This window comes from Ideonella azotifigens (assembly GCF_006519715.1).
GTDB lineage: Bacteria > Pseudomonadota > Gammaproteobacteria > Burkholderiales > Burkholderiaceae_C > Ideonella > Ideonella azotifigens.
In genome coordinates this window covers 1-10737 of record NZ_VIDT01000134.1, presented here as the reverse complement: position 1 = coordinate 10737, position 10737 = coordinate 1, and the positions used below count along the sequence as shown (strand labels likewise).

Here is a 10737-nt window from a genome sequence, read left to right as displayed (position 1 = left end):
CAGCTGAGCCTCGCCTTGCAACGCCTGGCGGCATTGCCGGGCGTGCAAGGGCTGCGTGCCTCGTCGTTCTACCGCAGTGCGCCGGTCGACGCGACCGGCCCTGACTACGTCAACGCCGTGGCCGAGCTGGACACCACGCTGGCGCCGGGTGCGCTGCTGGCCGAGTTGCAGGCCCTGGAGCAGTTGGCTGGCCGCGAGCGTGCCTACCGCAACGCGCCGCGCACGCTGGACCTGGACCTGCTGCTGCATGGTGAACAAGTGCGGACCGACCCGCTGCTGACGCTGCCGCACCCGCGGCTGCACCTGCGCGCCTTCGTGCTGCTGCCCCTGGCCGAATTGGCACCCGGTTTGCGCCTGCCTGGCCTTGGGCTGCTGGCCGATTGGTTGCCCGGGGTGGCAGACCAGGCCATTGAGCGCATGAACAAGGATGTGACCGCGTGATCCAGATGCTGAGCAATCTGCGGTTGGTGATGCCGAGGCAACACTGTAAGCGCGGGTTTACTACAATGCGCGTTTTGACTCGCCGATGACAAATCGGTGAAGTTTTCGTGACGCCACGGCAGGCGGGCAGGGTGCTGGCAAGCTAGCCGGCACCGTATCACCGCTGCACCGTGGCGTTTTGTCGCGCCGGCTGCCCATTCATCGGGCCTGCTGCCGGGCGGCTGCGAACCCCGCGCACCCATCAGGAGATCCGGATGATTTTCGGCAAGCTGTTGCCCCAGGACGGCAACTTCTTCGAGCTGTTCAACGAACACGGCAAGTACATCGCCGAAGGTGCGCGCGCCTTCCTGGCCATGATCCAGTATTACGACACGCCGGATCTGCGCGAGAAATACGCGGGCGAGGTGGATGCCAACGAGCATGCCGCCGACAAGGTCACGACCGAGGTCAACCGGCTGCTGCACCGCACCTTCATCACGCCGATCGACCGCGAACAGATCCACAGCCTGATCAATGCGATGGACGACATCATCGACCTGATGCAGGACTCCTGCGAGGTGATGGCGCTGTACGACGTGCAGCGTGTCAACGAGGACGTGCGCCGGCTGGGTGAGATTTCGCTGAAGTGCTGCGAGCGCGTCCAGCATGCGGTGACGCTGCTGCCCAGGCTGAACCAGGCCGAGGTGACCGAGGCCGCGCTGAAGACCTGCGAGGAAATCGACCGTCTGGAGTCGGACGCCGACCGGGTGATGCGCAGCGCGATGTCACGCCTGTTCCGCGAGGAGCAGGACACCCGCGAACTGATCAAGATGAAGGCCATCTACGAGCACCTGGAGACCATCTCCGACCGCTGCGAAGACGTGGCCAACCTGATCGAGGGCATCGTCCTCGAGAACTCCTGAACGGCGAGGCGCAGTTCGCATGGCATCGGTTTCGATAGCGCTGTGGGTCGTCGGCTTGCTGGTGATCCTGGCACTGCTGTTCGACTTCATGAACGGCTTCCATGACGCGGCGAATTCCATTGCCACCGTCGTTTCCACCGGCGTGCTCAAGCCGCAGCAGGCGGTGTTGTTCGCGGCCTTCTTCAACGTGGTGGCCATCGGCATCTTCCAGCTGAAGGTGGCCAGCATGATCGGCAAGGGCATCGTCGAGCCCGGCGTGGTGGACCACCACGTGGTGTTCGGCGCACTGATCGGCGCCATCACCTGGAATGTGATCACCTGGTGGTACGGCATTCCGTCGTCCAGCTCGCACGCGCTGATCGGCGGCATCATGGGTGCGGTGATGGCCAAGGCCGGTGTCAGCAAGCTGATTGCGGGTGGCATCCTGAAGACGGTGCTGTTCATCTTCGTCTCGCCGCTGCTGGGCTACCTGTTCGGCTCCCTGATGATGGTGGCCGTTGCCTGGATCTTCAGGCGAACCTCACCGATCAAGGTCGACCGATGGTTCCGCCGCCTGCAACTGGTCTCGGCCGGGCTGTATTCGCTGGGCCACGGCGGCAACGATGCACAGAAGACCATCGGCATCATCTGGATGCTGCTGGTGGCCGGCGGCTACATGGCGAGCGACGCCAGCGCTCCGCCGACCTGGGTGATCTTCTGCTGCTACATCGCCATTGGCGCCGGCACCATGTTCGGCGGCTGGCGCATCGTCAAGACCATGGGCCAGCGGCTGACCAAGCTGAAGCCGGTGGGCGGCTTCTGCGCCGAGACAGGTGGCGCGGTGACGCTGTTCATTGCCACAGCGCTGGGCATCCCGGTGTCGACCACTCACACCATCACCGGTGCCATCGTCGGCGTAGGTTCGGTGCGCAGCCCGTCGGCGGTGCGCTGGGGCCTGGCCAGCAACATCGTCTGGGCCTGGATCTTCACGATCCCCGCCGCGGCCTTCGTGGCCGGCATGTTCTACTGGCTCAGCATGTCGCTGTTCTGAATCGGCAGCTCAGCATCAAGTGGCTCGCTTCGGCGGGCCTTTTTACTTGCTGGGCTCGGCCTCGGCCTGCAGTTGTTGCCATTCGAAGAACTTCTGTCCGCCAAAGGCGATCGTGCCCATCAGCACCGCGCCGCCGATCAGCAGCGCGACGATCACGCCCAGCACAGGTCCCCAGGCGGTGGCCTGCATGGGTTGACCGGCGCCATGCCGCTCAGCCCAGCGCTCGTCCGGCGTCAGCCCGATGACGATGGCGCTGACCATGCCCCATGAGAGCATCAGTCCCAGGAAAGGGATCAGCACCCAGGACAGCATGTCGTCCTGGCCCAGGTTGCGCATGCGCACCACGCCGGCCAGGCCGATCAGGGTGGGCCACGGGTGTAGCCATGCCAGCCAGTCCTTGTGGCCGTAGAGGTAGAACCGCTGGGCGCCAAGCGCGCCGCCGGCCACGGCCAGCCAGGTCGCCAGTGTCTTGGACCGGGGCTGGCGCAGCGGCGCGGTGCTCATTGGCCGGCCGCTGGCGGCAGGCTGTCGCCGTTGCCCAGGGCTTTTTGCATCATCACCACGTCCAGCCAGCGGTCGAATTTCCAGCCGGCGCTTTTCAGCAGCCCGGTGTGCTCGAAGCCAGCGCGGCGGTGCACGCCGACCGAACCCAGATTCTGGCTGTCACCGATCACCGCGACCATCTGCCGCACACCCAGGGCCTGGCAGCGTGCCATCAACTCGGCCAGCAGCAGCGAGCCCAGGCCCTGACCGCGGGCGTCGGGGTGCAGGTAGATCGAATCCTCGACGCAGAAGCGGTAAGCGCGGCGCGGCCGGAAGTGGTTGGCGTAGGCATAGCCCAGCACCTGCGCGCCGCGCTCTGCCACCAGCCAGGGCAGTCCCTTGCCCAGCACTTCAGCCCGGCGCTTGCCCATCTCGGCTTCGTCCTGCACTTCCAGCTCGAAGGTGCCGGTGCCGTTCAGCACAGCCTCGGCGTAGATCGCGGTGATCTGGGGCAGGTCGGCGTCGGTGCTCGGGCGGATCAACAGGCGGGCAGATGAAGGCTCGGACATGGCAACTTGGATGTTTCTGTTCAGCCGCTTATAATCTCATGTTTCGGTCACGGTCGACGTCTTGGCGCGCGCTTGTTCTGGCAACTCCAGGGGGCGCACAACGCGGGATGCACGGCGTATCTACGGGGCCGGAAAAACATGCAACGTGCCGCACGTTGGCGAGGGGTTTCGGGTGAAACACCATCGTGTGCGGCAGATGGCCAGCTTTGTCTTGCGGTGTCTCCTGGGCAAACGGTCGACCTTATTTTTGATCCTGAAGGAACGACAAATGGTCGTGATTCGTCTTGCTCGTGGCGGCTCCAAGAAGCGCCCGTTCTACAACATCGTCGTCGCTGATTCGCGCGTCCGCCGTGACGGCCGCTTCATCGAGCGCGTCGGGTTCTACAACCCGATGGCCAAGGAAAGCGAAGAAGGCCTGCGCGTGGCCCTCGACCGCGTGACCTACTGGCAAGGTACCGGCGCCCAGGCGTCCGAAACCGTGACCCGCCTGCTGGCCACCGCCAAGGCCAAGGTCGTCGCAGCCTGATGGCTGTTGCCGGCGAGCGCATGAGTCCGATGCCGTCTCAAGACCTCTCGGACGCGGTCGCCTGGCCCGAGGATGCAATCGAGGTCGGTCGCATCCTCGACGCCTGGGGCATCAAGGGCGGATTCAAGGTCCAGCCTTTTTCCGCCGACCCCCAGGCCCTGTTTTCTTCCCGCCGCTGGTTCCTGAAGCCAGCCGCGGAAACGGCGCGCCGCCCCACGGGCGTGCCGCCGGTGGGCAAGGCTGCCAGCAAGCTGGCTTCGGCTGCCGCAGCGGCCAAGCCCGCGAAGGTCGTGGCCGCTGCGGTCGCGCCTTTGCCCTCGCTGCTGAAGATCACGCATGCCAAGGAGCAGGGTGACGTTGTTGTCGCCCAGGCCCAGGAAGTGCTGGATCGCAATGCGGCCGAGGCCTTGCGTGGCGCCAGGGTGTTTGTCTCGCGCAGCAGTTTCCCCACCGCCGACAGCGACGAGTTCTACTGGATCGACCTGATCGGCCTGAACGTCGTCAACCGCGAAGGCGAATCGCTCGGTGTGGTCTCCGACCTGATCGAAACCGGGCCGCACTGCGTGCTGCGCATTCGACGTGACGATGCGACGCCCGAGATGAAGCCCGACGAGGCGGAACGCCTTGTGCCGTTTGTGGCGGCCTTCATCGACAACGTGGACCTACCCGGTCGCCGCATCACGGTCGACTGGGGCCTGGACTACTGAGGCCGCCTGCGCAGTTGCCCATGGGGCTCTGCGTATTTTTCCTTGCGCCGGAGCCTGCATGCGTTTCGACGTCATCACCTTGTTCCCCGACCTGTTCGGTCCGTTCCTGCAGCAAGGCATCACGCGCCGCGCGTTTGAGTCGGGCCAGGTGGACGTGCACCTCTGGCCGCTGCGCGACTTTGCCGACGACAACTACCGCCGCGTCGACGACCGGCCCTATGGCGGCGGTCCCGGCATGGTGATGCTGGTTGAGCCGCTGGAGCGGGCGCTGGCGGCGGTGCGTGCGCAGGCCGGCGCGGCGCCGGTGATCCATTTCAGCCCGACCGGCCGCAAGATGGATCAGGCCTTGCTGCGCGAGATGGCCGGCGGCCCTGGCGCCGTGCTGCTGTGCGGCCGCTACGAAGGCATTGACCAGCGTTTCCTGGACCGCCATGTGGACCTGGAGCTGAGCCTGGGCGACTTTGTGCTCTCCGGTGGTGAGTTGCCCGCGCTGGCGCTGCTGGACGGCATTGCGCGCCTGCAGGCCGGCGTGCTGTCGGACGCGCGCTCGCATGAGCAGGACAGCTTCGAAGATGGCATGCTGGACTGCCCGCACTACAGCCGGCCCGAGCAACTCACCACGCCGGAGGGTCAAAACCTGCCGGTGCCGCCGGTGCTGCTGTCGGGCCACCATGCCCAGATCGCGCAGTGGCGACGCGAGCAATCGTTGCAGCTGACGGCTCGGCGCCGGCCTGACCTGATTGCGGTTGCCAGGGCGGCGGGGCGCCTGTCCAAGGCCGATGAGCGGTTCCTGGCAACGCTTGTGCTATGATCAAAGGCTTTTCGATCCTCTGCCGGGCGAAATTGACAAGCAACAGGGGCCTTTTCCTGTTGCGGGCGACTTCGATGCGCCACACCACCAACCGCGCCGGCATGATCCTTTGGAGAACCCTGTGGACCTGATCCAAACCCTTGAGCAAGAAGAAATTGCTCGCCTGAACAAGACCATTCCGGTGTTTGCCCCTGGCGACACCGTGATCGTCAGCGTGAACGTCGTCGAAGGCACCCGCAAGCGCGTGCAGGCCTACGAAGGCGTCGTGATTGCCAAGCGCAACCGCGGCCTGAATTCCAGCTTCATCGTGCGCAAGATCTCCAGCGGCGAAGGCGTGGAACGCACGTTCCAGCTGTACAGCCCGCTGATCGCGTCGATCGAAGTCAAGCGCCGCGGCGACGTCCGCCGCGCCAAGCTGTACTACCTGCGCCAGCGTTCGGGCAAGTCGGCACGCATCAAAGAGAAGCTTTCCTGAGCATTGCTCAGCTGCAGCCCTCGGCTGCCTGCGGCCCAGCACCGCACACAAAAGCCGCCGTCGAGCGGCTTTTGTTTTTTCTGACGTAAGCTTCCCGGGTGACCGAATCCCAGCCCCCGGCGACCGGCTCGCCAGCCGAACCCTCGGCGACCTTGTCCCGGCCCACGGCCATCCTGGACCCCAGCGCCTGCCCGGTGACGCGCAGCGACGCCGACCTGCCGCCAGTGCCTCCAGAGCGCCTGCAACCGGCCTGGCTGCGCCAGCATCTGGCCGCCAGGGCACACACCACGCCCTTCCTGCAAGGCGACGGTCCCAGGCCGGATTTCATGCCTGACCGCAGTCCTGCCGCCGCTTCGGTGCTGGTGCCGTTGGTGCAGCGCCCGGACGGCCTGCAGGTGCTGCTGACGCGGCGCACCGCGCATCTGCGTTCCCACGCCGGCCAGATCAGCTTCCCCGGCGGCAGGCAGGAGCCCGGCGACGCCGACGTGGTCGCCACTGCGCTGCGCGAGGCGCAAGAGGAAATCGGGCTGCTGGCAAACGAGCTGGAAGTCATTGCGAGGCTGCCGGTGTATGCCACCGTGACGCGATTCCAGGTCACGCCCGTTGTGGCGCTGGTCTCGCCGGACCACACGCTGCAGCTGGACGCCTTCGAGGTGGCGGCAGCTTTCGAGGTGCCGCTGGCTTTCCTGATGACGCCGGCCCATCACCAGCACCACAGCTTCGACAACGGCGGCTTGCAGCGCCAGTTCCTTTCCATGCCCTGGCAGTCACCCGGTGGAGAGGAATACTTCATCTGGGGCGCGACCGCGGCCATGTTGCGCAACCTCTACCACTTGCTCGTCGTCTGACCCCGCCGGTAGATTCCGACTGCTGCCGCGACGGGAAACATACGGCCGGTGGTTATCATGCTCGGCGATGAGCTTTTTCGCCGTTCTCCTTGCGTTGCTGCTCGAGCAGATCAAACCCCTGCCTCGGGACAACTGGGTCCATGACGCGTTGGCTTCGTGGGTGCGGTGGGCCGGGCGCAATTTCGACGCCGGCAAGCCGCACCATGCCAAGGTCGTCTGGTTTGTTACCGTGATCCTGCCGGCCGCGCTGGCTGCCGGCCTGCACTGGGTGTTGGCGCGCTACATCAGCTTCATGCTGGCGTTGGCCTTCGACGTGACCATGCTCTACCTGACGCTGGGCTTCCGCCAGTTCAGCCACTTCTTCACCGACATCCGCGAAGCGCTGGAGCGCGGCGACGAGGACCAGGCGCGCCGGCTGCTGGCCGAATGGCGCCACCTGGACGCCAGCGAGCTGCCGCGCACCGAACTGCTGCGCCATGTGATCGAGCATTCGCTGCTGGCCGCGCACCGACACGTGTTCGGCGTTTTCTTCTGCTATGTGGTGTTCTCCGCGCTGGGCCTGGGTCCGGCGGGCGCTGTGGCCTACCGCATGGCCGAGTTCGCCAGCCGCTATTGGACCTACGAGAGCCGCTCGCTGGGCCTGGCGGTCAACGAAGGCTTGCGCGACCTGTCGCAGCAGCTGTTCAGCCTGATCGACCACGTGCCGGCCCGGCTGACGGCCTTCGGCTTTGCAGTCGTTGGCGACTTCGAGGAAGCCGTGGCAGGTTGGCGGCGCGACGCCGAGCTGTGGAAGCGGGCCAACGAAGGCATCATCCTGGCCGCTGCGGCGGGCGCCGTAGGCGTGCAGCTGGGGGGCGCGACCGCACCGGGCGTCACGCCCGACCGGTCGATGAGCTTCTCTGCCGGCGCCGCCGAGACCGATGCAGCCGACGCCACCGGCTCCACGCCTGGCCTGCCGCCACAGCTGGGCCACCTGGGCAGCGTGGTCGGCCTGGTGTGGCGCTCGGTCGTGCTGTGGATGCTGCTGTTGGCGCTGCTGAAGCTGGCGAACCTGATCGGCTGAACTCAGCCCTTTTGCTGACCTTCCGACAACTCGGCCCACAGGCCTTCGTACAGCCGGTAGCGTGACGGGCTGATCTCGCCGCGCTCCACCGCGCTGCGCACACCGCAGCCCGGTTCGTGCAGGTGGGTGCAGTTGTAGAAGCGGCACTCGCCCAGGTGCTTGCGCAGGTCTGGCATCAGCTCAGGCAGGCGCTGGGGCGTGATGTGCATCAGGCCGAATTCCTGGAAACCGGGCGAATCCAGCAGCGCGCCGCCGTTCGTGCGGTCGTCTGCGTCCAGCCAGTACCAGGTCGTCGTCGTCGTCGTGTGGCGGCCGGCATTCAGCGCCTGCGAAATCTCGCCGACCTGGGCCTGCGCCAGCGGCAACATCAGGTTGATCAAGGTGCTCTTGCCCATGCCGCTGGCGCCCAGCACCAGCGTGGTCTTGCCGCCCAGGGCCGGCGTGAGCAGCGCGATGGAGGCTTCAGGCTGCGTGGTGAGCGCCGTCTCCAGCACCGTGAAACCCATGGCCTTGTACGGCAGCAGGCGTTCGCGGGCCAGCGCTGCGGTCGGCAGGTCGATCTTGTTGAGCAGCAGCGTGGCGGAAATGCCGGCGTCTTCGGTGGCGATCAGCGCGCGCGTGAGCTGCGATTCGCTGAACATCGGCTCGCCCGACAGCACGACCAGCAACTGGTCCAGGTTGGCCGCGAAGGACTTGCTGCGCCATTCGTCCTGGCGCATCAGCAGGTTGCGCCGCGGCACCAGCGCCTCGACCACCGCTTCGTCGCCCGCGGGCTGCCACTGCACCCGGTCACCCACCACACAGGCGGACTTTTTGCCGCGTGCATGGGCCAGCATGCGCTCGCCCGAAGGGGTTTCGATTACCACGTGGCGCCCGTGCGCGCCGACCACCAGCGCGGTGTCGCCTGTCGCCGCCGCCTTGGCCTTGCTGCCCGCGGGCTTCATGTGCGCGCCAGCGCAGCCAGGCGCTCGGAGGCGGGTGGATGCGAGTAGTAGAAGCGAGCGTAGATCGGGTCTGGCGTCAGCGTCGAGGCGTTGTCCTCGTAGAGCTTCAGCAGCGCGGACGACAGCTGGCGGCCGCTGGCCTGCTGGCAGGCATAGGCATCGGCCTGGAACTCGTCCTTGCGCGAGGAATGCGCCATCAGCGGGGCGACGAAGAACATCAGCGGCGGCGTGGCCAGCATGAACAGCAGCAGCGCCAGTGCGTTGTTGGGCGCCGCCTGGGCGTCGACCAGGTTGGGCGTGACGCCCAGGCCCTGGTAGAAACCGGCCTGGCCAGCCAGCCAGCCCAGCGCGGCCATGCCCAGCCCGCTCATCGCGATCACGGTCCACATGCGGTTGCGCACATGGCGGTGGTGGAAATGGCCCAGCTCATGGGCCAGCACGGCTTCCACCTCGGCCGGCTGCAGGCGCTCCAGCAGCGTGTCGAAGAAGACCACCCGCTTGGCGCGGCCCATGCCGGCGAAATACGCGTTGCCATGCGCCGAGCGGCGGCTGCCGTCCATCACGAACAGGCCGCGCGACTGGAATCCGCAGCGCTGCATCAGCGCCTGCACGCGCTCGGCCAGCTCGTTGTCGGCCAGTGGCTTGAATTTGTTGAAGATGGGCGCGATGACGGTCGGGTACAGCACCTGCATCAGCAGCATGAAGCCCACCATCAGCCCCCAGGCCCACAGCCACCACCAAGTCCCGGTGGCGGCCATCACCCACAGCACGGCAGCCAGCAGCGGCAGGCCGATCACGGCGCCCAGCAGCGTGCTCTTCAGCATGTCGGCCAGGAACAGCCCAGGCGTGATGCGGTTGAAACCGAAGCGCTGCTCCAGGCGGAAGGTGCGATACCACTCGAAGGGCAGGTCCAGCAGCCCGCTGATCAGCCCGAAGCCGGCAAACAAGGCCAGCTGGTAGGCCATGCCGCCCCAGTGCGGCGCGATCCAGTCGCGCAGGAAGCCGTTCAGCAGGTCCAGCCCGCCGAGCAGCGTCCAGCCCAGCAGCGTGAGCACGCCGAAGGCCTCGGTCAGCAGGCTGAAGCGGTTGCGGGCGACGGTGTAGTCGGCTGCCTTCTGGTGCGCCGGCAACGGGATCACCGCGTCAAACGGCACCGGCACCGCGTCGCGGTGCTGGTGCACATGGCGCATCTGGCGCGTGGCGAGCCAGAACTTGACGCCCAGCGAAGCGAGCAGGGCGGCACAAAAGGCCAGGGAAACGACGGCGGCTTGCATGGGGGCGAAGTGTATGTTGTCGGACAATGGCAGCCGCCCCGTATCAAGGAATCCCATGAGCACCGACACGCTGAGCAAGAACGACCAGAACCTGATCTGGATCGACCTGGAAATGACGGGCCTGAAGCCCGAGTCGGACCGCATCATCGAGATCGCGGTTGTCGTGACCGATCCGCAACTCACCGTGCGCATCGAAGGCCCGGTCTTCGCAGTCCATCAGAGCGACGCGGTGCTGGACGGCATGGACGCCTGGAACAAGGGCACGCATGGCCGCAGCGGGCTGATCGACCGGGTCAAGGCCTCGACCATCAGCGAAGCCGAGGCCGAGGCCCGCGTGATCGAATTCCTGGCCGCCTACGTTCCGGCAGGCAAGAGCCCGATGTGCGGCAACTCGATCTGCCAGGACCGGCGTTTTCTCGCCAACTACATGCGCGGCCTGGAAGCCTTTTTCCACTACCGCAACCTGGACGTCAGCACGCTGAAGGAACTGGCCCGGCGCTGGAAGCCGGCGGCGATGGAAGGCTTCAAGAAGGCCCAGGCGCACACCGCACTGGCGGACATCAACGAGTCCATCGACGAACTCATCCACTACCGCACCCACCTCCTCGCGGTCTGAGGCACCCGGCTTCGTGAGTAACCGAAGCCACCCGCCGAGCGGGTGGCG

At 66.3% G+C, this 10737-nt stretch carries 14 protein-coding genes; 10 read left to right on the top strand and 4 right to left on the bottom strand.

Annotated features, from left to right (window positions below; genetic code table 11):
- Positions 1–3: 3 nt before the first annotated feature.
- The 3 genes from folK (at position 4) to FKP22_RS10990 (ending at position 2373) form a co-directional block, all read left to right on the top strand.
- Positions 4–441, top strand: coding sequence for a 2-amino-4-hydroxy-6-hydroxymethyldihydropteridine diphosphokinase (gene folK / locus FKP22_RS11000; protein WP_141287538.1), 438 nt, complete (start codon positions 4–6; stop codon positions 439–441).
- 254 nt (positions 442–695) lie between these two features.
- Positions 696–1343 (top strand): DUF47 domain-containing protein, encoded by a 648-nt coding sequence (locus FKP22_RS10995; RefSeq protein ID WP_141287535.1) that lies wholly within the window; start codon positions 696–698, stop codon positions 1341–1343.
- Positions 1344–1362: 19 nt separating this feature from the next.
- Complete coding sequence (locus FKP22_RS10990; protein WP_141287534.1) at positions 1363–2373, top strand: inorganic phosphate transporter; 1011 nt, start codon at positions 1363–1365, stop codon at positions 2371–2373.
- Between the two features lie 42 nt (positions 2374–2415).
- On the opposite strand, the gene FKP22_RS10985 is transcribed toward FKP22_RS10990, so the two are convergent.
- Positions 2416–2877, bottom strand: a complete 462-nt coding sequence (locus FKP22_RS10985) for a hypothetical protein (RefSeq protein ID WP_141287533.1) — start codon at positions 2875–2877, stop codon at positions 2416–2418.
- On the bottom strand, positions 2874–3425 hold the full coding sequence (locus tag FKP22_RS10980) for a GNAT family N-acetyltransferase (RefSeq protein ID WP_141287532.1): 552 nt from the start codon (positions 3423–3425) through the stop codon (positions 2874–2876). Before FKP22_RS10980 ends, FKP22_RS10985 begins: the two co-directional genes overlap by 4 nt.
- A gap of 268 nt (positions 3426–3693) precedes the next feature.
- Between FKP22_RS10980 and rpsP the strand changes: the two genes are divergently transcribed.
- From rpsP to FKP22_RS10950, 6 genes are all read left to right on the top strand, one after another.
- Positions 3694–3951, top strand: coding sequence for a 30S ribosomal protein S16 (gene rpsP / locus FKP22_RS10975; protein ID WP_141287531.1), 258 nt, complete (start codon positions 3694–3696; stop codon positions 3949–3951).
- A gap of 29 nt (positions 3952–3980) precedes the next feature.
- Positions 3981–4658, top strand: coding sequence for a ribosome maturation factor RimM (gene rimM / locus FKP22_RS10970; protein WP_141287530.1), 678 nt, complete (start codon positions 3981–3983; stop codon positions 4656–4658).
- A gap of 58 nt (positions 4659–4716) precedes the next feature.
- Positions 4717–5469 (top strand): tRNA (guanosine(37)-N1)-methyltransferase TrmD, encoded by a 753-nt coding sequence (gene trmD / locus FKP22_RS10965; RefSeq protein WP_141287529.1) that lies wholly within the window; start codon positions 4717–4719, stop codon positions 5467–5469.
- Between the two features lie 121 nt (positions 5470–5590).
- Positions 5591–5944: a 50S ribosomal protein L19 gene (gene rplS, locus FKP22_RS10960; protein WP_141287537.1), complete on the top strand. Its 354-nt coding sequence runs from the start codon at positions 5591–5593 to the stop codon at positions 5942–5944.
- A gap of 152 nt (positions 5945–6096) precedes the next feature.
- Complete coding sequence (locus FKP22_RS10955; protein ID WP_141287536.1) at positions 6097–6792, top strand: CoA pyrophosphatase; 696 nt, start codon at positions 6097–6099, stop codon at positions 6790–6792.
- A gap of 67 nt (positions 6793–6859) precedes the next feature.
- Complete coding sequence (locus FKP22_RS10950) at positions 6860–7855, top strand: CobD/CbiB family protein (RefSeq protein WP_141287528.1); 996 nt, start codon at positions 6860–6862, stop codon at positions 7853–7855.
- A gap of 2 nt (positions 7856–7857) precedes the next feature.
- On the opposite strand, the gene rsgA is transcribed toward FKP22_RS10950, so the two are convergent.
- Together rsgA and FKP22_RS10940 are read right to left on the bottom strand one after the other, a co-directional pair.
- Positions 7858–8799: a ribosome small subunit-dependent GTPase A gene (rsgA, locus tag FKP22_RS10945; RefSeq protein ID WP_141287527.1), complete on the bottom strand. Its 942-nt coding sequence runs from the start codon at positions 8797–8799 to the stop codon at positions 7858–7860.
- Entirely contained in the window at positions 8796–10073 is a 1278-nt protein-coding gene (locus tag FKP22_RS10940) for a M48 family metallopeptidase (RefSeq protein ID WP_141287526.1), read from the bottom strand. The genes rsgA and FKP22_RS10940 overlap by 4 nt, the downstream gene beginning before the upstream one ends.
- 55 nt (positions 10074–10128) lie before the next feature.
- Here FKP22_RS10940 and orn point away from each other — a divergent pair, with 55 nt between their 5' ends.
- On the top strand, positions 10129–10689 hold the full coding sequence (gene orn, locus FKP22_RS10935; protein WP_141287525.1) for an oligoribonuclease: 561 nt from the start codon (positions 10129–10131) through the stop codon (positions 10687–10689).
- The last annotated feature ends 48 nt before the right edge of the window (positions 10690–10737 follow it).

Coding starts and splice junctions, on each gene's coding strand:
- FKP22_RS10995 (WP_141287535.1), top strand. CDS start 696: ATGATTTTCGGCAAGCTGTTGCCCCAGGACGGCAACTTCTTCGAGCTG.
- FKP22_RS10990 (WP_141287534.1), top strand. CDS start 1,363: ATGGCATCGGTTTCGATAGCGCTGTGGGTCGTCGGCTTGCTGGTGATC.
- FKP22_RS10985 (WP_141287533.1), bottom strand. CDS start 2,877: ATGAGCACCGCGCCGCTGCGCCAGCCCCGGTCCAAGACACTGGCGACC.
- FKP22_RS10980 (WP_141287532.1), bottom strand. CDS start 3,425: ATGTCCGAGCCTTCATCTGCCCGCCTGTTGATCCGCCCGAGCACCGAC.
- rpsP (WP_141287531.1), top strand. CDS start 3,694: ATGGTCGTGATTCGTCTTGCTCGTGGCGGCTCCAAGAAGCGCCCGTTC.
- rimM (WP_141287530.1), top strand. CDS start 3,981: ATGCCGTCTCAAGACCTCTCGGACGCGGTCGCCTGGCCCGAGGATGCA.
- trmD (WP_141287529.1), top strand. CDS start 4,717: ATGCGTTTCGACGTCATCACCTTGTTCCCCGACCTGTTCGGTCCGTTC.
- FKP22_RS10950 (WP_141287528.1), top strand. CDS start 6,860: ATGAGCTTTTTCGCCGTTCTCCTTGCGTTGCTGCTCGAGCAGATCAAA.
- rsgA (WP_141287527.1), bottom strand. CDS start 8,799: ATGAAGCCCGCGGGCAGCAAGGCCAAGGCGGCGGCGACAGGCGACACC.
- FKP22_RS10940 (WP_141287526.1), bottom strand. CDS start 10,073: ATGCAAGCCGCCGTCGTTTCCCTGGCCTTTTGTGCCGCCCTGCTCGCT.
- orn (WP_141287525.1), top strand. CDS start 10,129: ATGAGCACCGACACGCTGAGCAAGAACGACCAGAACCTGATCTGGATC.